The organism is Mycolicibacterium fallax, assembly GCF_010726955.1.
Lineage (GTDB): Bacteria > Actinomycetota > Actinomycetes > Mycobacteriales > Mycobacteriaceae > Mycobacterium > Mycobacterium fallax.
In genome coordinates this window covers 2,441,037-2,459,671 of record NZ_AP022603.1, presented here as the reverse complement: position 1 = coordinate 2,459,671, position 18,635 = coordinate 2,441,037, and the positions used below count along the sequence as shown (strand labels likewise).

Annotated in this window: 18 protein-coding genes; 10 read left to right on the top strand and 8 right to left on the bottom strand. The window is 70.6% G+C overall.

All coding sequences use genetic code 11. The features are described 5' to 3' along the window. Positions 1-3 precede the first annotated feature (3 nt). A complete protein-coding gene (locus G6N10_RS11790) occupies positions 4-663 on the bottom strand; it encodes a hypothetical protein (RefSeq protein ID WP_085095934.1) in 660 nt (219 codons plus the stop codon). A gap of 190 nt (positions 664-853) precedes the next feature. Here G6N10_RS11790 and G6N10_RS20120 point away from each other — a divergent pair, with 190 nt between their 5' ends. Next, the gene (locus tag G6N10_RS20120) at positions 854-2,371 is read left to right on the top strand and encodes a serine/threonine-protein kinase (protein WP_109750504.1); all 1,518 of its coding nucleotides are present in this window, start codon (positions 854-856) and stop codon (positions 2,369-2,371) included. Position 2,372: 1 nt separating this feature from the next. Here the strand turns inward: G6N10_RS20120 and G6N10_RS11780 are convergent, their stop codons facing one another. Together G6N10_RS11780 and G6N10_RS11775 are read right to left on the bottom strand one after the other, a co-directional pair. Next, positions 2,373-3,305, bottom strand: a complete 933-nt coding sequence (locus G6N10_RS11780) for an LLM class F420-dependent oxidoreductase (protein WP_085095935.1) — start codon at positions 3,303-3,305, stop codon at positions 2,373-2,375. A gap of 28 nt (positions 3,306-3,333) precedes the next feature. After that, a complete protein-coding gene (locus G6N10_RS11775) occupies positions 3,334-3,906 on the bottom strand; it encodes a hypothetical protein (RefSeq protein WP_085095937.1) in 573 nt (190 codons plus the stop codon). Between the two features lie 277 nt (positions 3,907-4,183). Between G6N10_RS11775 and dnaK the strand changes: the two genes are divergently transcribed. From dnaK to G6N10_RS11755, 4 genes are read left to right on the top strand one after another with little or no spacing between them, the layout of a single operon-like run. After that, a complete protein-coding gene (gene dnaK / locus G6N10_RS11770) occupies positions 4,184-6,043 on the top strand; it encodes a molecular chaperone DnaK (protein WP_085095939.1) in 1,860 nt (619 codons plus the stop codon). Beyond that, complete coding sequence (grpE, locus tag G6N10_RS11765; RefSeq protein WP_085095941.1) at positions 6,040-6,636, top strand: nucleotide exchange factor GrpE; 597 nt, start codon at positions 6,040-6,042, stop codon at positions 6,634-6,636. Before dnaK ends, grpE begins: the two co-directional genes overlap by 4 nt. Before the next feature lie 47 nt (positions 6,637-6,683). Next, on the top strand, positions 6,684-7,877 hold the full coding sequence (gene dnaJ / locus G6N10_RS11760; protein WP_085095943.1) for a molecular chaperone DnaJ: 1,194 nt from the start codon (positions 6,684-6,686) through the stop codon (positions 7,875-7,877). A gap of 6 nt (positions 7,878-7,883) precedes the next feature. After that, entirely contained in the window at positions 7,884-8,264 is a 381-nt protein-coding gene (locus G6N10_RS11755) for a heat shock protein transcriptional repressor HspR (protein WP_085095945.1), read from the top strand. On the opposite strand, the gene G6N10_RS11750 is transcribed toward G6N10_RS11755, so the two are convergent. From G6N10_RS11750 to G6N10_RS11735, 4 genes are all read right to left on the bottom strand, one after another. Beyond that, positions 8,265-9,422, bottom strand: coding sequence for an FAD-binding oxidoreductase (locus G6N10_RS11750; protein ID WP_085096188.1), 1,158 nt, complete (start codon positions 9,420-9,422; stop codon positions 8,265-8,267). A gap of 97 nt (positions 9,423-9,519) precedes the next feature. Beyond that, positions 9,520-10,179 carry a GAP family protein gene (locus G6N10_RS11745; RefSeq protein ID WP_085095947.1) on the bottom strand — a complete coding sequence of 220 codons (660 nt, stop codon included), beginning with the start codon at positions 10,177-10,179 and terminating at the stop codon, positions 9,520-9,522. Further along, a complete protein-coding gene (locus G6N10_RS11740) occupies positions 10,176-11,135 on the bottom strand; it encodes a hypothetical protein (RefSeq protein WP_085095949.1) in 960 nt (319 codons plus the stop codon). The genes G6N10_RS11745 and G6N10_RS11740 overlap by 4 nt, the downstream gene beginning before the upstream one ends. Continuing rightward, on the bottom strand, positions 11,132-11,956 hold the full coding sequence (locus tag G6N10_RS11735) for a hypothetical protein (RefSeq protein ID WP_085095951.1): 825 nt from the start codon (positions 11,954-11,956) through the stop codon (positions 11,132-11,134). Before G6N10_RS11735 ends, G6N10_RS11740 begins: the two co-directional genes overlap by 4 nt. A 369-nt stretch (positions 11,957-12,325) precedes the next feature. On the opposite strand from G6N10_RS11735, the gene clpB reads away from it, so the two are divergent. After that, positions 12,326-14,872 (top strand): ATP-dependent chaperone ClpB, encoded by a 2,547-nt coding sequence (gene clpB / locus G6N10_RS11730; RefSeq protein WP_085095953.1) that lies wholly within the window; start codon positions 12,326-12,328, stop codon positions 14,870-14,872. A 101-nt stretch (positions 14,873-14,973) separates the two neighbouring features. Here clpB and G6N10_RS11725 read toward each other — a convergent pair whose 3' ends face one another. Beyond that, a complete protein-coding gene (locus tag G6N10_RS11725; RefSeq protein WP_085095955.1) occupies positions 14,974-15,540 on the bottom strand; it encodes a LemA family protein in 567 nt (188 codons plus the stop codon). Between the two features lie 132 nt (positions 15,541-15,672). Here G6N10_RS11725 and ttfA point away from each other — a divergent pair, with 132 nt between their 5' ends. From ttfA to G6N10_RS11705, 4 genes are read left to right on the top strand one after another with little or no spacing between them, the layout of a single operon-like run. After that, positions 15,673-16,470 carry a trehalose monomycolate transport factor TtfA gene (gene ttfA / locus G6N10_RS11720; protein WP_085095957.1) on the top strand — a complete coding sequence of 266 codons (798 nt, stop codon included), beginning with the start codon at positions 15,673-15,675 and terminating at the stop codon, positions 16,468-16,470. Positions 16,471-16,473: 3 nt separating this feature from the next. Further along, positions 16,474-17,016, top strand: coding sequence for an orotate phosphoribosyltransferase (pyrE, locus tag G6N10_RS11715; protein ID WP_085095959.1), 543 nt, complete (start codon positions 16,474-16,476; stop codon positions 17,014-17,016). 50 nt (positions 17,017-17,066) lie between these two features. Then, positions 17,067-17,942, top strand: a complete 876-nt coding sequence (locus G6N10_RS11710) for a hypothetical protein (RefSeq protein ID WP_085096192.1) — start codon at positions 17,067-17,069, stop codon at positions 17,940-17,942. Between the two features lie 2 nt (positions 17,943-17,944). Continuing rightward, entirely contained in the window at positions 17,945-18,619 is a 675-nt protein-coding gene (locus G6N10_RS11705; RefSeq protein WP_085096190.1) for a TrmH family RNA methyltransferase, read from the top strand. Positions 18,620-18,635: the final 16 nt, after the last annotated feature.

Sequence of the window (18,635 nt, the reverse complement as noted above, 5' to 3'; positions counted from 1 at the left end):
CCGCTACCCGTTGCCGCGCGGCAGCGTCGGGATGGGGATGGTGATCGCCGGCCGGGTGCTCGACGGGCTGGCGGTCTCGGTGACCGTCACCGTGGACGGCGCCTCGGTGGTGGTCTCGGCCGTGGTCTCCGTCGTGGTCTCCGTCGTGGACGGGGCCTCGGTGGTGGTTTCCGTGGTGGTCGGTTCCTCGGTGGTCTCGGTGACCTCGGTGGTGGTCTCCTGGACCGGGGCCTCGGACGAGACGGGCGGCGGAACCGCCGCGCTGGTGGGGCTCTCGGTGCCCGGCGCGGTGGTGCTGGTGGTTTCGACGGCGCTGGTGGTCCTCGGCGCGGTGGTCGTCTCCTCACCGGAGGTCGACGAATCGCTGGTCAGCGACACAATGCCGTAGATCGCCAGGGCGAGCACCAGCGCGGCGATCGCGCCGACCGCGACCATCACCGCGGATTTGCGGAACCACGGGGTCGGCGGTTCGGGAGCGGCCGGCGCGCCGACCTGCTCGGTGGGTGCGCCGTAGTCGGAGTACTCGGGGCCCTCGTACTCGCTGTAGGCCTGGCCGCCGGTGTTGCCCGCGCCGCCGCCGTAGTTCGCCGCCTGCGTCGGGTCGCTGAAGCCGCCGTACTGGGTGGGCTCGTTATAGGGGTCGTCCGGTCGTCCGTTAGCCACGGCACCCGATGCTAACCGCCCCGGCGGCGGGCCTCGGCGTCACCGGCCGACCGTGACCAAGTATCCGCGGGGCTGCGACCGGGATGTGACCTCGGTGCCGGGCGTGGCTGCGTCGAGCGTCGCTGGGAACCCGCGCGGCGGTCTGATCATCCGCGTTGGACCCCCGCGGCGGCCGCCTAGGATTGCCACCATGCAGTTGGGGGCTGGTCAGGTTTTCGCCGGGTACACCATCGTCGGCCTGTTGGGCGGCGGTGAGACGGGCCAGGTGTATCTCGCGCGGCATCCCCGACTGCCCCGCGAGGACGCGCTGAAGGTGCTGTCCGAGTCGGTGTCGGCCGACCCGCAGTTCCGGGACCGATTCCGCAGCGCGGCGGATCGGGCGGCCGGGCTGTGGCATCCGCACATCGTCGGCGTGCATGACCGCGGTGAGCAGGACGGCCGGCTGTGGATCGCGATGGATTACGTGCGGGGTGAGGACACCGGCCGGATGGTCGAACAGCACCCGGGCGGGCTGCCGCTGGAGCGGGTGGTCGCCGTCGTTGGAGCGGTCGCCTCGGCGCTGGACTACGCGCACGGCAAGGGGCTGCTGCACCGCGACGTCCGACCCGGAAACATCATGATCACCTCCGAGGATGCGCGGAATCAGCGAATCCTGTTGACCGACTTCGGCATTGCGCGTCGACTTGACGGCGGGTCCGGACTGGCGGCGGCCGACGTCACCGTCGGCGCGGTCGACTTCGCCGCGCCCGAGCAACTGCTGGGCCAGGCCGTGGACGGCCGCGCCGACCAGTACTCGCTGGCGGCCACCTGCTATTTCCTGTTGACCGGTGCCGCGCCGTTCCACGATGCCGACCCCGCGGTGGTGATCGGCCGGCAGCTGAACGCCCCGCCGCCCCGGTTGGCCGCCACGCACCGGTGGCTGGAAGCGTTGGATCCGGTGCTGGCCCGGGCGCTGAGCAAGGATCCGGCCGCCCGGTTCGCCAGCTGCGCGGAGTTTGTCACGGCCCTGGTGCAGGCCGTGCCGTACGCCGCTGCGCCCCACACGTCTGCGCCCCACACGTCCCCCGCGCCCATCGCCCCGTCCGTCGCGCAGGCGCCGCCGTACCCGCGGCCGTACCCGGACGCCGGCAACCTGCCCGGCGCCCTGCCCGGCGCCCCGCCCGGCTGGTCGCGCCCGGCCCCGGAGCCCGCCAAGTCCGGTCGGGGCGCGCGGATCCTGGCCGGTGTGCTGGCGGTGCTGCTGCTCGGTACCGCGATCGGTGCGGGTGTGCTGGGCGCGCAATGGCGCAAGGCGGTCGTTGCGGTCGAGGCCGGCGACCAGGCCGCCGCCGACCAGCGCGCCGCCAAGGAGATGCAATCGGCGGCCGAGGCGTTCGCCGTGCTGCTGACCAGTATCGACGCCAAGAACCTGGACAGTGATATCGCCCAGATACTGGACGGCTCGACCGGCGAGTTCAAGGACATGTACGGCGAGACGAGCGGACAGCTGCGTCAGCTGCTCATCGACAACAATTCCACCTCGCGCGGCAACGTCGTCGATTCCGCCGTGCAGTCCTTCGACGGCGACGTCGGGGTGGTGCTGCTGTTCGTCGACCAGGCCGTCTCCGGCAAAAACTCGCCCGATCCCCGGCTGGACCGCTCCCGGTTGAAGATCACCATGCGCAACGTCGAGGGTCGCTGGCTGGCAGAGAAGGTCGACCTGCCCTAGCTCAGCGCAGCTGGGCGGCCACCCCGTCGTAGAACAGCGCCAGGTGGTCCAGGTCGGCCAGGTCGAGGACCTGTAGATACACCCGCTGCACGCCGGCCTCGGCGAACGGCGCCAGCCGGTCGACGATCTCGGCGGGGGTGCCGACCAGCGGGGTGTTGCTGCGCAGTTCGTCCAGGTCGCGCCCGATCGCGGCGGCGCGCCGGGCGACCTCGGCGTCGTCGCGGCCCGCGGCCACCACGAAGCAGGCCGAATAGGTCATCGAGTCGGGCTCGCGGCCGGCCGCGGCCACCGCGTCGGCGACCCGGCCGAACTGGGTGCTGATCGTCTCGACGGTGTCGAAGGGCACGTTGAACTCGTCGGCGTAGCGGGCGGCCAGCGCGGGCGTGCGCCGGGGGCCGGTGCCGCCGATGATGATCGGCGGGCGCGGCCGCTGCGCGGGCTTGGGCAGCGCGGGGGAGTCGAGGATCGAGTAGTGCCGACCGGAGTAGTCGAACGTCGACCCGGTGGGGGTGTCCCACAGCCCGGTGACGATGTCGAGCTGCTCCTGCAGCCGGTCGAAGCGCTCGCCCAGCGGCGGGAACGGGATGGCGTAGGCCTGGTGTTCGCGTTCGAACCAGCCGGCGCCGATGCCGAACTCCACCCGGCCGTCGCTCATCTGGTCGACCTGGGCCACCGAGATGGCCAGCGGGCCGGGGTGCCGGAAGGTGGCGGAGGTGACCATGGTGCCCAGCCGGATCCGGGTGGTCTCGCGGGCCAGCGCACCCAGGGTGATCCAGGAATCGGTCGGGCCGGGCAGCCCGTCGCCGCTCATCGCAACGTAGTGATCGGAGCGGAAGAAGGCCGAGTAGCCCAGTGATTCGGCGGCCTGCGCGACGGCGAGTTGGTCGGAATAGCCGGCACCCTGCTGCGGTTCGACGAATACCCGGAAGTCCACCCGGTCAGCTTAGGGGCCGCGGCGACGCTCAGAAGGCCTCGGCACCCTCGGTGGAGACGGTCATGCCGCGGCCGGTGCCGTCGTTGGTGAACCGGGTGCCGGTGGAATCGGCGACGATCGTCCAGCCCACCGCACGGTAGGTGGCGTAGTCGAGGGTGACGGCGGGGATCGCGCCCAGGTTGCCCAGCACCCAGCGCAGCGCGCCGCCGCTGGTGACGCTGACGCCGTTGGCCTGGCCGCCCTCGACGGTGGGGGCGTTGGAGAACTGCGATTCGCAGCCGACCTCGGTCGCGTTCAGCTGGCAGCGGGTCTGGCCGGATTTGGTCTGGATGAACACGTAGCCGGACTCGTCGGCGGGCAGGGTCTGGGCGCCGGGGGCCGGTGCGGTCGGTCCGGGCGCCGGCGAGGGGACCGCGCTGGACGGCGCGGCGGTGACCGGCGGCGGGGTGGCCGACGGGCGTGGGGTGCGGAATTCCGGTTCGGCGTTGATGCCGCAGCCCGGGCAGCTCGGGGTGCCGTCGATGACGGTGCTGCAGCCGGTCAGCGCGGCGACGACGACGCTGACGCCGGCCAGCGCCAGCCGGGAGTTGAATGTGCGCACCTGACGGCTCTCCTTGGACCTTGCCGCCAGGTTACCCGGCCCGTGACGGTTGAGGCGGGTGGGGCGAGTGTTGTTTATCAAGTCGTGAGGCGGCGGCCGTGCCGCCGGTCGGGAGAATTTTCGCCGGAACCGGGAATGAATCCGCAAACCCCACGGTTGACCCCCATGACAACATGAGTGATATCGGCTCAACTCTGGTTTGACAACCGGCCGATCCGGGAGCAGTCTTGAGTGCGGTTCACTCAGATCCACCCATGCTATTCAGGAGGCAGTAACTATGGCTCGTGCGGTCGGCATCGACCTCGGGACCACCAACTCCGTCGTCGCGGTTCTGGAGGGTGGCGACCCCGTCGTCGTCACGAACTCCGAGGGCTCCCGGACCACCCCGTCGGTTGTCGCGTTTGCGCGCAACGGCGAGGTGCTGGTCGGCCAGCCCGCCAAGAACCAGGCGGTGACCAACGTCGACCGGACCATTCGTTCGGTCAAGCGGCATATGGGCACCGACTGGTCCGTGGAGATCGACGGCAAGAACTACACCCCCCAGGAGATCAGCGCGCGCGTGCTGATGAAGCTCAAGCGTGACGCCGAGAGCTACCTGGGCGAGGACATCACCGACGCGGTCATCACCGTGCCGGCGTACTTCAACGACGCCCAGCGCCAGGCCACCAAGGAGGCCGGTCAGGTCGCCGGGCTCAACGTGCTGCGGATCGTCAACGAGCCCACCGCTGCCGCGCTGGCCTACGGTCTGGACAAGGGCAGCAAGGAACAGACCATCCTGGTCTTCGACCTCGGCGGCGGCACCTTCGACGTCTCGCTGCTGGAAATCGGCGACGGCGTGGTCGAGGTGCGGGCCACCTCCGGTGACAACCACCTCGGTGGCGACGACTGGGACGACCGGATCGTCGAGTGGCTGGTCGAGAAGTTCAAGACCACCTCGGGCATCGACCTGACCAAGGACAAGATGGCCATGCAGCGACTGCGCGAGGCCGCCGAGAAGGCCAAGATCGAGCTCAGCTCGAGCCAGTCCACCTCGATCAACCTGCCCTACATCACCGTCGACGCGGACAAGAACCCGCTGTTCCTCGACGAGCAGCTGACCCGCGCCGAGTTCCAGAAGATCACCCAGGATCTGCTGGACCGCAGCCGCAAGCCGTTCCAGCAGGTGATCGCCGACGCCGGCATCGCCGTTGGCGACATCGATCACGTCGTGCTGGTCGGTGGCTCCACCCGGATGCCCGCGGTGACCGATCTGGTCAAGGAACTCACCGGCGGTAAGGAGCCCAACAAGGGCGTCAACCCCGACGAGGTCGTCGCGGCCGGCGCCGCGCTGCAGGCCGGTGTGCTCAAGGGCGAGGTCAAGGACGTCCTGCTGCTCGATGTCACGCCGCTGAGCCTGGGCATCGAGACCAAGGGCGGGGTGATGACCAAGCTGATCGAGCGCAACACCACCATCCCGACCAAGCGGTCGGAGACCTTCACCACCGCCGACGACAACCAGCCGTCGGTGCAGATCCAGGTCTTCCAGGGTGAGCGCGAGATCGCCGCGCACAACAAGCTGCTCGGCAGCTTCGAGCTGACCGGCATCCCGCCGGCCCCGCGCGGTGTGCCGCAGATCGAGGTCACCTTCGACATCGACGCCAACGGCATCGTGCACGTCACCGCCAAGGACAAGGGCACCGGCAAGGAGAACACGATCAAGATCCAGGAGGGCTCCGGCCTGTCCAAGGAGGAGATCGACCGGATGATCAAGGACGCCGAGGCGCACGCCGACGAGGATCGTCAGCGTCGCGAGGAGGCCGACGTTCGCAACCAGGCCGAGTCGCTGGTCTACCAGACCGAGAAGTTCGTCGGTGAGCAGCGTGGCGCCGAGGGCGGTTCGAAGGTGCCCGAGGAGATGCTGGGCAAGGTCGACGCGGCCATCGCCGATGCCAAGACCGCGCTGGCCGGCACCGACCTGGCGGCGATCAAGTCCGCGATGGAGGCCCTGGGCGAGCAGAGCCAGGCCGTGGGTGAGGCGATCTACGCGGCCGCTCAGGCCGAGCAGGCCGCCGGTGGCGGTGACGCCGGAGCCCCGGGTGCGGGCGCCGATGACGTTGTTGACGCCGAGGTTGTCGAGGATGACCAGGAGAACAAGTGAGTGAGAACGATTCGCACGAGCCGGTGACCATCACCGACAAGCGGCGTATCGATCCCCAGACCGGGGAATCTCGCGAGGCAGCCTCCGGCCCGGCCCCCAGTGGGCCGGAGCCGGAGGCGGCCGCCGAGGAGACGCCGAACGATGCGGCAGCCGAGCTGCTGGCCGACCTGCAGCGCGTGCAGGCCGACTTCGCCAACTACCGCAAGCGCTCGCTGCGTGACCAGCAGGTGGCGATCGACCGGGCCAAGGCCGTCGTCGTCGCCCAGCTGCTGCCGATCATCGACGACCTGGACCGGGCCCGCGAGCACGGGGACCTGGAGTCCGGGCCGCTCAAGGCCGTCGGCGACAAGCTGGTCTCGACCCTGAAGGGGTTGGGCCTCAGTGAATTCGGCGAGCAGGGCGACGAGTTCGATCCGGAGCTGCACGAGGCGGTTCAGCACGAGGGCGATGGTTTGGCCCCGGTGCTGGGCACCGTGATGCGCAAGGGCTACAAGCTCGGCGAGCAGCTGCTGCGGCACGCGATGGTCGCCGTCGTCGACGCCGTCGGCGGTGACACCCCGGAATCGGGTGCCGATGCGCCCGCGGATTCATAAGCGAGAGACGAACATTCAGATGAAGACAGGTAAGGAGGTGACGCCCGATGGCCCAGCGTGAATGGGTTGAGAAGGACTTCTACTCCGAATTGGGCGTCGCCTCCGACGCCACCCAGGACGACATCAAGCGGGCCGCCCGCAAGGTCCTCGCCGAGCACCACCCGGACCGCAATCCCGGGAACGCCGCGGCCGAGGAGAAGTACAAGGCCGCCTCCGAGGCCAAGGACGTGCTGACCGATCCGGCCAAGCGCAAGGAGTACGACGAGACCCGACGGCTGTTCGCCGGTGGGGGCGGCGGCTTTGGGCGCCGGTTCAACGGCGGTGCTGGCGGGGGACGGTTCGGTGGCGGATTCGGTTCCGACGGAGCCGAATTCGACCTCGGTGATCTGTTCAACGCGGCCGGTGAGTCCGGCGGCGCCAACATCGGGGATCTGTTCGGCGGGCTGTTCGGCCGCGGTGCCCAGCCGCGCCCGAGCCGGCCCCGCCGCGGCAAGGACCTGGAGACCGAGACCGAACTGGACTTCGTCGAGGCCGCCAAGGGTGTGGCCATGCCGCTGCGGCTGACCAGTCCGGCGCCGTGCACCAACTGCCACGGCAGCGGTGCCCGGCCGGGTACCAGCCCGAAGGTGTGCGCCTCCTGCAACGGCGCCGGCGTCGTCAACCACAATCAGGGCGCGTTCGGATTTTCCGAACCGTGCACCGATTGCCGCGGCAGCGGTTCCATCATCGAGAACCCGTGCGGTGAGTGCCACGGCAGCGGGGTCACCACTCGGACCCGGACCATCAACGTCCGGATCCCCCCGGGTGTCGAGAACGGTCAGCGGATTCGGCTGGCCGGCCAGGGCGAGGCGGGCCTGCGCGGCGCGCCGTCGGGTGACCTGTATGTCACGGTGCACGTGCGCCAGGACAAGGTGTTCAGCCGCGACGGCGACGACCTGAAGCTCACCATCCCGGTCGGCTTCGCCGAACTCGCGCTGGGCACCACGCTTTCGGTGCCCACCCTGGACGGCCGGGTCGGTGTCCGGGTGCCCAAGGGCACCGCGGACGGCCGGATCCTGCGGGTCCGTGGCCGCGGCGTGCCCAAGCGCAGCGGCGGATGCGGTGACCTGCTGGTGACGGTGAAGGTCGCGGTGCCGACCAACCTGGAGGGCGAGGCGCTTGAGGCGCTGGAGGCCTATGCCGCCGCGGAGAAGGCCAGCGGGTTCGACCCGCGCGCGGGATGGGCCGGGAACAGGATGTGACGGGCGATGACCAATCCGGAATCTCGTGGTGAAACCCGTACCTTCCTGATCTCGGTGGCCGCCGAACTGGCCGGCATGCACGCGCAGACCCTGCGCACCTATGACCGGCTGGGTTTGGTTCGGCCGCAACGCAGTTCCGGCGGCGGCCGCCGCTATTCGGAGCGCGACGTGGAGCTGCTGCGCGAAGTGCAGCGACTGTCCCAGCGCGACGGTGTCAACCTGGCCGGGATCAAGCGAATCATCGAACTGACCAACCAGGTTGAGGCACTGCAGGATCGGCTGCGCGAGATGGCCGCCGAGCTCGAGGCCGCACGGTCGGTTCGCCGCGCGTCGGGCCCGGGCACCGCGCTGGTGGTCTGGAAGCCGCGGGACCGCAGGACGTCGTGATCAGACCGGGTCGTGCTGGATCCGCTGCGCCGCGGCACCCTTGGCGATCAGTGCCTCCCGGGTCGCCGCGATCATCGCGCGGCTGCCGCTGATCAGGATCTGCCGATCACCCCAACCGCCGTAGCTGCTGACCACCTCCGGCAGCAGCCCCTTCTGTCGCACGTGCAGTCCCCGCGGCGGGGCCACGTCGGGATAGTCCGCGGCCCACGGCGGATCGGTGTTGTACTCCGAGACCGGGGTCACCGACAGCCACGGGTTGGCGGCGGCCAGCTCCCACAGGGTGCGCAGATCGTAGAGCTCGCACGGGTAGCGGCCGCCGAAAAACAGGTGCACCCGAGGGTTTTCGCCGAATCGGCACAGGTCCATGATGATCGCCCGCAGCGGGGCCAGCCCGGTGCTGCCGGCGACCATCAGCACGTCACCGCCGTCGCGGTCCACTTCCAGGCCGCCGTGCGCGCTGGATATCCGCCAGCGGTCGCCGATCTGGGTCTCGTCGACGATCGCGTTGCTGACCATCCCGCCGGAGACCGAACGGATGTGGAACTCGATGCGGCCCTCGGGGTCCGGCGGCATCGCCGGTGACAGGTAGCGCCAGCTGCGCGGCACCTGGGGGACCTGCACGTTGACGTACTGGCCGGGCTGATAGTCCAGCGGCCGGTCCAGGATCAGCCGGACCACCGCGATGTCGCGGGACACCCGGTGCAGCTCGACCACGGTGCCCTCCCACCAGGCGGGGCCGCCCTCGGCGTCGGCGGCGCCGATCATCACGCCGGCGATCAGGTTCACCACGTCGCGGGCGGTCTCCTCGACCGGGCCGGTCCACAGCTCGCCGAGCTCGGCGGCCCAGGTCGCGAACAACGCGTGGGCGATCGTCTCGTAATGCTGTTTGGTCGCCCCGTACTTGCGGTGGTCCCGGCCGAGCTGGGCCAGCAGCGACACCGGTTCGTCGGCGCGCTGGGCGATGAACTCGCCGAGCAGCCAATCCAGCACCCGGCCGAAGGTGCGGCGCTGGTCGGTCATGTCGGCGCCGAACAGATCACGGATCTCGGGGTCCAGGGCGAACCAGCAGGTGAAGATCCGGCCGATCACCTCGTCGCTGTCCGGGCCGGTGAACGCCGCACGCAGGGTCGCCAGCGCATTCCGGTCATCGAGTCCCACCCGGTGATGGTAGCGACCGGGGATTGCCCCGATCGTGGCGAACCACCACCGCGCCGGCACCTCGGACGCGGTAGCGGCACGGGTTGCGCGGCGCGGGCTACCGGCCGTGCAGTCCCTTGTAGAGCAGCATGGCGCCGATGACGATCAGGATGACCGCGACCAGCGCCGCGCTGTGCCGTTCCATCCGCTCCCGCAGCAGAGTCAGCGACGGGTCCAGCCGCTTGCCGGACAGTGCGTAGCCCAGGATCGGCACCGCGACGGTGGACGACGCGACCGCCACGAACGCCGCCGCGGCGACGACGATGTCGATGTCCGGGCCCGCACTGCCGATCGCCAAACCCGCCGCGGCGCAGATGAACAGCACCTTGACGTTGGCGACGGTCAGCAGCGCCCCGATGCCGGCGAGCCGCACCGGCGAGGAATCGTTCAGGTGCCGAAGGCCGGGCAGCTGGTGTGGCCGGCGGTGCCGGGTGAACCAGCGGAACAGGCCGAAGGCGATCAGCGCGGCGCCCACCCCGATGCGGACCCAGGACGCCCAGGCCGGCGGCTCCTCGTGCAACCCGCCGAGCAGGCCCGAGGCCCCGATGGCCGCCGCGGTCAGCGCGGTGAGGCCGACGAGCCAGCCGGACAGGAACGCCAGGCCGCGGGCCCGGGGTTGCGGACCGTGCAGCACCAGGACCGCCGGGATGATCGACAGCGGCGACAGGGCGATCACCAGCGCCAGCGGGGCGAGCTCGCCGAGCAGTCTGGAGATCATGCTGGGCCGGGCCGGGCCGGATCGGCGTGGCGCGGCAGCCGGCCGCGGGTGACCGTGATCGCGAAGATCAGCAGAAACAGCTGGGCGACCAGCCAGGACCCCACCAGCACATTGAAGAGCACCGGAGGTAGCAGGCTGTACTGCCATGCGGCCACGAGCAGCAGGATCGGCAGGCCCAGCCCGAGGATGCCCGCGACGGTTCCGGTGAGCACCCCGATCATCCGGAAGATCGGCCGGCAACGGGCGGCGAACACCACCAGGGTGACCGCGAATACCAGGTTGGCGATGCCCGGCAGCACCGCGGGCAGGACGATCGTAGGGCTGTTCGGGATGAGGAACGATGCGAACATCGTCGCCAGGGTGACCAGTATTGCCGCCGCGGCCACCAGCGCGGCCCGCCTGGCCAGGCCCTGCCCGGCGGGGCGCGCACCGTAGGCGACCAGCGCAAACGCGGCGGCCGGCAGCAGAAAGCTCAGCCCGAACAGCATCAGGTGGTCGAGGACGAGATGACCGTTGCGGTAGTTCAGCGCTCCGTCGCTCGCGGTCAGCGCGGCGATGACGCCCGCCGCGAGCAGCGGCCCGGCCACGGGGAACGCCGCCGGGCGTCGCATCGGCGTTACTGGCGGGGCCGGGGCCGGGGGATGCCCGGCCCAGGGTTGGGCCGGGTGGGCCGGCTGCGGGCAGCCGGGCTGCGGGTAGCCGGGCTGCGGGTGGGCCGGCGTGGGATTCGGGTGGCCCCAGGCCGGGGGTGGCGGCGCATGGGAGATCGGCGGCTGCGCGGAGTCACCGGCCGGCAGCCCGGCCACCAGGGCGCGTAGCTGGGCGTCGTCGCCGAGGTTGAGGTCGTGCTCGAAGGCGCGGGTGATCACCGTTTCCAGCTGGTCGCGGCGCAGGTCGCGGCCGGTCAGGGCGGTGACGCGCTGGCCGAGGGCGGTCAGCGGATCCGGGGCGCTCACGCTGGTTCCTCTGCGGGGACGCGGCCGAGCAGGACGGCGATGCCGAACAGCACCAGGAACAGCAGGGCGATCAGAGAGGGGATTATCCAGGCGCTGTAGCTCATGCCGATGAGGTTGAGCACCGATCCCACGGCGTCGACGACGGCGTAGCCGATCCCGGCGACCATCCCGAAGGTGCCGAAATGCGAGCGCCCGGTGATGCCGAGCACCAGGACGGCGACGGCCAGGGCGATCCCCGGCAGCGCAAACAGCAACCGGGGAAACGGCAGCATGTGGTAGAGCGGTTGCGCTGCGATGGCCACCGCCAGACCCGCACCGGCGGATACCGCGGCGACGGCGGCGATCGCCTTGGTGGCCCCGGACGTCGCACTCAGGGCGATCAGCAGAAACGCCGCGGCAAGCGCCAGTGAGCTCGCCGACGGCAGGGCGATACCGCGGAGGTGGATCAGGACGCCTCCCGCGGCTCCAACCATCGCTCCCAGCACGATGAGGATGCCCGCCGCCATGAACCCGGCCGGCCGTCGGGTCGGTGTGGCGGGTGCCGGCCAGCCCTGGGTGGGCTGCGGGTGGCCGGCCGGTGGGTAGTACGGGTAGTGCGGCTGCGGTGTGGGTGCCTGGTGGAGCGGCGGGGTGCTGACCGGTGCGGTGAATCCGGCGGCGAGCCCGCCGACCAGCGCGCGCAGTTGCCCGTCGTCCTGGAGATCGATGCCGTGCTGGAAGGCGCGCGCAACGACGGTGTCGAGTTGGTCCGGGCGCAGTTGCTGCCCGGTCAGCGCACTGACCCGCGCGGACAGTGCGGTCAGTCGGTCCGGTGCAGTCACAGTGCCCTCTCTGCGGCGAACTGCACGCCGCGGCCCTCTCTGCGGCGAACTGCACGCCGCCGTCCTCTTCTGCGGCGAAGCGCACGCCGCGCGCCCAGCTTATGTGTTCTCCGCGGGGTTCCCCGGCGGATATCCGGCCCGTCGTGACCGGGATGTCGAAGCGGTCATCGCCGCGACGCCGGCCGACGTAGCGTGGGCCGGATGCGCCCCGAGTTGTGTCCGCCCGCCGACGGATGATCGAACTGTGACGACGGTCGCACCCACCATCAGGGTTGAGCGGAATAGGCTCAACCCTGATGAGGTTGGACTCTACGACAAGCATTTGCCGGGCATGCCCTTGCCCGTGCCTGAAAGAGAAATGGAGGTGTCGTGGACTCGTTCAATCCGACCACGAAGACCCAGGCAGCGCTGACCTCGGCGATGCAGGCGGCCACCGCCGCAGGCAACCCGCAGATCACCCCTGCCCACCTGCTGATGGCGCTGCTGACGCAGAACGACGGCATCGCCGCGCCGCTGTTGGAGGCGGTCGGAGTCGATCCCGCCCTCATCCGCACCGAAACCCAGCGCATCATCGACCGGTTGCCCAGCGCCACCGGATCGAGCTCGACACCGCAGTTGAGCCCGCCGTCCATCGCGGCGATCACCGCCGCCCAGCATCTGGCCACCGAGATGGACGACGAGTACGTCTCGACCGAGCACCTGCTCTACGGCCTGGCCGGCGGTGACACCGATGTGGCCGCGAGCCTGGCCGGCCACGGTGCCACCCCGGACGCGCTGCGCGAGGCGTTCGTCAAGGTCCGCGGCAGCGCCCGGGTGACCAGCCCGGACCCCGAGGGCAGCTACCAGGCGCTGGAGAAGTACTCCACCGACCTGACCGCGCGGGCCAAGGAAGGCAAGCTCGACCCGGTCATCGGCCGTGACACCGAGATCCGCCGCGTCATTCAGGTGCTGTCCCGGCGCACCAAGAACAACCCGGTGCTGATCGGCGAACCCGGCGTCGGCAAGACCGCGATCGTCGAGGGCCTGGCTCAGCGGATCGTGGCCGGCGACGTGCCGGAATCGCTGCGCGACAAGACCGTCGTCTCGCTGGACCTGGGCTCGATGGTGGCCGGCGCCAAGTATCGCGGTGAGTTCGAGGAGCGGCTCAAGGCCGTCCTCGACGACATCAAGAACTCCGCCGGGCAGATCATCACGTTCATCGACGAACTGCACACCATCGTCGGGGCCGGCGGCACCGGCGAGGGCGCGATGGACGCCGGCAACATGATCAAGCCGATGCTGGCCCGCGGCGAGCTGCGGCTGGTCGGCGCGACCACGCTGGAGGAGTACCGCAAGTACATCGAGAAGGACGCCGCGCTGGAACGCCGGTTCCAGCAGGTCTACGTCGGGGAGCCGACGGTGGAGGACACCATCGGCATCCTGCGCGGCCTCAAGGACCGCTACGAGGTGCACCACGGCGTCCGGATCACCGACTCGGCGCTGGTCAGCGCCGCCACGCTGTCCGACCGCTACATCACCAGCCGGTTCCTGCCGGACAAGGCCATCGACCTGGTCGACGAGGCGGCGTCCCGGCTGCGGATGGAGATCGACTCCCGGCCCGTCGAGATCGACGAGGTGGAGCGGATCGTGCGGCGCCTGGAGATCGAGGAGATGGCGCTGGAGAAGGAGGAGGACGACGCCTCCAAGGACCGGCTGGAGAAGCTGCGTTCGGAGCTGGCCGACCGCAAGGAGAAGCTCGCCGAGCTGACCGCGCGGTGGCAGAACGAGAAGAACGCCATTGACGTGGTGCGTGACTTCAAGGAGCAGCTGGACCAGCTGCGCGGGGAGGCCGACCGGGCCGAACGCGACGGCGATCTGGCCAAGGCGGCCGAGCTGCGCTACGGCCGCATCCCGGAGGTGGAGAAGCAGCTCGACGCCGCGGTTCCGGCGGCCCGGGCGCAGGAAGACCTCATGCTCAAGGAGGAGGTCGGGCCCGACGACGTCGCCGACGTGGTGGCGGCCTGGACCGGTATTCCGGCCGGCCGGCTGATGGAGGGCGAGACCGCCAAGCTGCTGCGGATGGAGGACGAACTCGGCAAGCGGGTCATCGGCCAGCGCAAGGCCGTTGCCGCGGTGTCGGATGCGGTGCGCCGCGCCCGCGCCGGGGTCGCCGACCCGAACCGGCCCACCGGCTCGTTCCTGTTCCTCGGCCCGACCGGGGTCGGCAAGACCGAGCTGGCCAAGGCGCTGGCGGACTTCCTGTTCGACGACGAGCGCGCCATGACCCGCATCGACATGAGCGAGTACGGCGAGAAGCACTCGGTCGCGCGGCTGGTGGGTGCCCCTCCGGGCTACATCGGCTACGACCAGGGCGGTCAGCTGACCGAGGCGGTCCGCCGTCGGCCCTACACCGTGGTGCTGTTCGACGAGGTGGAGAAGGCGCACCCGGACGTGTTCGACGTGCTGCTGCAGGTCCTCGATGAGGGCCGGCTGACCGACGGGCAGGGCCGCACGGTCGACTTCCGCAACACCATCTTGATCCTGACGTCGAACCTGGGGGCCGGTGGCTCCGAGGAGCAGGTGATGGCGGCGGTGCGGGCGGCCTTCAAGCCCGAGTTCATCAACCGCCTTGACGATGTGCTGATGTTCGACCACCTGCAGGAGGACGAGCTGGTCCGGATCGTCGACATCCAGCTGGAGCAGCTGGCCAAGCGGCTGTCGCAGCGGCGGCTCACGCTGGAGGTTTCGCTGGATGCCAAGCAGTGGCTGGCCGAGCGGGGCTTCGACCCGCTCTACGGCGCCCGGCCGCTGCGCCGGCTGGTGCAGCAGGCCATCGGCGACCAACTGGCCAAGCTGCTGCTGGCCGGTCAGATCCACGACGGAGACGTCGTGCCGGTGAACCTGAACGCCGACGGCGACGGGCTGGTGCTCGGCTGAGGTCTGAGGAGTCGGCCGAATAAACAGCGCTGACGACGAAGGACCGAGAAACGCAGATCGCCCCGACTCTTGCGAGTCGGGGCGATCGGCGTTTCCGGTCCTCAGAAGCTGACCTGCGGCGGGGCCTGCTGCCCCTCGGGGGCCTTGTAGAAGTCGCGCTTGCCGACCTTGGCCAGGCCGGTGAAGAACATCCAGGGGATGGTGACGACCTTCTTGTTCAGCTGGGCGGTCGCGTCGTTGTAGTACTGACGGGCGAAGGCCAGCTGGTTCTCGGTGTCGGCCAGTTGCTGCTGGAGATGCAGGAAGTTCGCCGAAGCCTTGAGGTCCGGGTAGTTCTCCGCGACGACCATGACGTTGCCGATCGCGCGGTCCAGTCGGGCCTGGGCGGTGGCCTTTTCGTCGACGTTGTTGGAGGCGGCGGCCTGCGCGGCGCCGGTGCGGGCGGCAGTGACCTCTTCGAACAGCGCCTTCTCGTGTTGGGCGTAGCCCTTGACGGCGTTGACCAGGTTGGGCACCAGGTCGGCGCGCCGGGTGAGCTGGACGTCGATGCCGCCGAGGGCTTCCTGGGCGCCGACGTCCAGGTTGCGCAGCGAGTTGAACGCGACCACACCGAACACGGCGATGACCGCCAGTACGAAGCCGACCGCGGCGATGGTGATGGCTAACAAAGTCGGCTCCTCATGGCCGGGGCAACTATGACGGCACCCGATTCTGCCCGACGACGAGACATCCGCCACGGTGACCGGGTTGTAACCCGATCGGATTCTCGAAATCTCGGGCCAGCGATTAGGCTGTGGGCGATGGTCCCGTTTTGGTTCACGCTGTCCGCACTCTGTTTTGTGGGTGCGGCGGTTCTGTTGTACGTCGACTACGACCGGCGCCGAGGGCTCGGCCGCCGGCGCAAGGCGTGGGCGCGCTCGCATGGCTTCGACTACGAGCCGGTCTCCAACGAGATTCTGGAGAAGTGGAAGCGCGGCGTGATGTCCACCGTCGGCGACGTGTCCGCGCGCAACGTCGTGCTGGGCCAGATCCGCGGTGAGGCCGTGTTCATCTTCGACCTCGACGACGTGTCCACCATCATCGCGCTGCACCGCAAGGTCGGCACCAACGTCGTCGTCGACCTGCGCCTCAAGGGCCTCAAGGAGCCCCGCGAGAGCGACATCTGGCTGCTCGGCGCGATCGGCCCGCGGATGGTGTACTCCACCAACCTCGACGCCGCCCGTCGCGCCTGCGACCGCCGGATGGTCACCTTCGCCCACACCGCCCCGGACTGCGCCGAGGTGATGTGGAACGAGCAGAACTGGACCCTGATCAGCATGCCGATCAGCAGTGCCCGCGCCGAGTGGGACGAGGGCCTGCGGACCGTGCGCCAGTTCAACGACCTGTTGCGGGTGCTGCCGCCCGTACAGCGCGCCCTCGGCGCCGCGTCCCGGCGCGGCGAACCGGGCCGCCCGGTGGCTCCCGCCCCGGCCGAACTGCCGACCGGCCGCAGCCAGGAGCCCGGCGCGATCCGCACCGAGGCCCGGTCGACGCGGCCCGAGCCGCTGCACCGCGGTGTGCCGCGCGGTGGCCGCCAGACCTCGAATCTGCAGCCCTGAGCCGTGACTGACCCCCGGGCCGAGCTGGCCGAGTTGGTGCGCGCGCTGGCCGTCGTGCACGGCCGGGTGACGCTGTCCTCCGGCAAGGAATCCGACTACTACGTCGACCTGCGCCGCGCCACCCTGCAGCACCGGGCGTCCCGGCTGATCGGGGTGCTGATGCGTGAACTCACCGCGGACTGGGACTACGCCGCCGCGGGCGGGCTGACCCTGGGCGCCGACCCGGTCGCCACCGCGATCATGCACGCCCCCGGCCGGCCGATCGACGCGTTCGTCGTCCGCAAATCCGCGAAGACCCACGGCATGCAGCGCCTCATCGAGGGGTTCGACGTGGCCGGGCAGCGGGTGCTGGTCGTCGAGGACACCTCGACCACCGGGGCCTCGCCGCTGGCCGCGGTACGGGCGGTCCGGGAGGCCGGCGGTGAGGTGGTCGGGGTGGCCACCGTCGTCGACCGGGCCACCGGCGCCGCCGAGATCATCGAGGCCGAGGGCCTGGCCTACCGCAGCGTGCTGGGCCTGGCCGATCTCGGGCTGCCCGACGCCTGAGCGGCACGGTGCGCGCGGTGCGGAGATCCTCGGGTGCGGTCCTGGCCGTGATGGCGGCGCTGGCGCTGCTGCTGGGTGGCTGCGGATCCGACAACACCGTCTACGGCGCGCACACCGCGGCGATCGGTGACACCCAGGCCATCCTCGGCTGGAACATCGCGGTGGCCAACCTGCGCTTCGCCGACGACCGGGTGCTCGTCGACGTCACCGCCGCCCCGTCCTCCGAGGACCCCGACGCCCCCCGCGCCGACCCGGGCGACCTGCGTTTCGGCCTGTACGGCGCGCTCGCGCACCCGATCGAGGCGACCGGAATCGGCAGCTGTGAGTCGATGACCGGCGCCGAGGCCCCCGCCGCAATGCTGCGGGTGCAGGACGGCGACCGGATCAGCGGCACCGTCTGCCTCGGCCCGTCCCGGGCGCAGTCCCAGGTCCGCGGCATCTACCTGTACTCCCCGCGCGAACGCATCCCGGAGACGACCGTCGCCTACCCGGCGGCGTTTCCGCTCGGGCTGCCGCGCACCGGCGTCGCCGACACCGGCCTGATCATGGCCAGCACCAGCGCCGAGGCCTGGCGCGCCGACGGGATGCCGCTGACCCCGGCCGCGCTCGGCGACCCGGTCGCCTTCACCGGCGACGGAGCCATGCTGCTGGGCCTGCGCGCCGAGGCGGTCGCCGCCCAGTACCGCGACGACGCCGCCGCCCGCGGCGGGCCGCTGATGATCGTGGTCGCCCCCACCCGGCCGCCGCCGGGGGTCAATCCGGCGTGCAACGCCTACGGCGCCTCGACGCTGGTGCTGCCCGACGCGACCCTGGACTCGGTGGTGCTCGACGTGTCGCTGTGCACGCAGGGCGAGATCAACCAGGCCGTGCTGTACCCGACGGTGTCGGTGATCGGCACCCACGCGGCGCTGTGGACGACGAAGTGACCTTGCGGGAGGAACCCGGACCCACCGAATGGGCCACCGGTTCCGGCGGTGGGGCCGGCACCGGCGTCGGCCCCTGGGTCGACGAGCACGACGGCCCGACCCCCGTCGACCCGCGCTATGACCCCGAGCTGCTGCGCGACGGCGACACCCGCAACGTGGTGGACGCCTACCGGTATTGGTCGCGGGAGGCGATCATCGCCGACATCGACACCCGGCGGCATCCGCTGCACATCGCCATCGAAAACTTCGGCAACGACGCCAACATCGGCGGGGTGGTGCGCACCGCCAACGCGTTCGCCGTCGACACCGTGCACATCGTCGGCCGGCGCCGGTGGAACCGGCGCGGTGCCATGGTCACCGACCGGTACCAGCGGCTGCGCCACCACGACAGCACCGCCGAGCTGCTGGCGTTTGCCGCCGGCGCCGGGCTGAGCGTGGTTGCCGTCGACAATGTGCCCGGCTCGGTGCGGCTGGAGACCGCCGAGCTGCCCCGCAACGCGCTGCTGATCTTCGGCCAGGAGGGACCCGGCATCACCGACGACGCCCGCGCCGGCGCGGACCTGCTGGTGTCGATCGCCCAGTTCGGCTCCACCCGCAGCATCAACGCGTCGGTGGCGGCGGGCATCGCGATGCACGCCTGGATCCGCCGGCATGCGGAACTCGCCCACGCCTGGTAGTTCGGCGGGTGGCAGG

Bases quoted from the DNA above. Each gene is read 5' to 3' on its own strand.
- G6N10_RS20120 (WP_109750504.1), top strand. From the start codon at position 854: ATGCAGTTGGGGGCTGGTCAGGTTTTCGCCGGGTACACCATCGTCGGC.
- G6N10_RS11745 (WP_085095947.1), bottom strand. From the start codon at position 10,179: ATGATCTCCAGACTGCTCGGCGAGCTCGCCCCGCTGGCGCTGGTGATC.
- G6N10_RS11710 (WP_085096192.1), top strand. From the start codon at position 17,067: ATGGCGGCGCTGGCGCTGCTGCTGGGTGGCTGCGGATCCGACAACACC.
- ttfA (WP_085095957.1), top strand. From the start codon at position 15,673: ATGGTCCCGTTTTGGTTCACGCTGTCCGCACTCTGTTTTGTGGGTGCG.
- G6N10_RS11755 (WP_085095945.1), top strand. From the start codon at position 7,884: ATGACCAATCCGGAATCTCGTGGTGAAACCCGTACCTTCCTGATCTCG.
- dnaJ (WP_085095943.1), top strand. From the start codon at position 6,684: ATGGCCCAGCGTGAATGGGTTGAGAAGGACTTCTACTCCGAATTGGGC.
- dnaK (WP_085095939.1), top strand. From the start codon at position 4,184: ATGGCTCGTGCGGTCGGCATCGACCTCGGGACCACCAACTCCGTCGTC.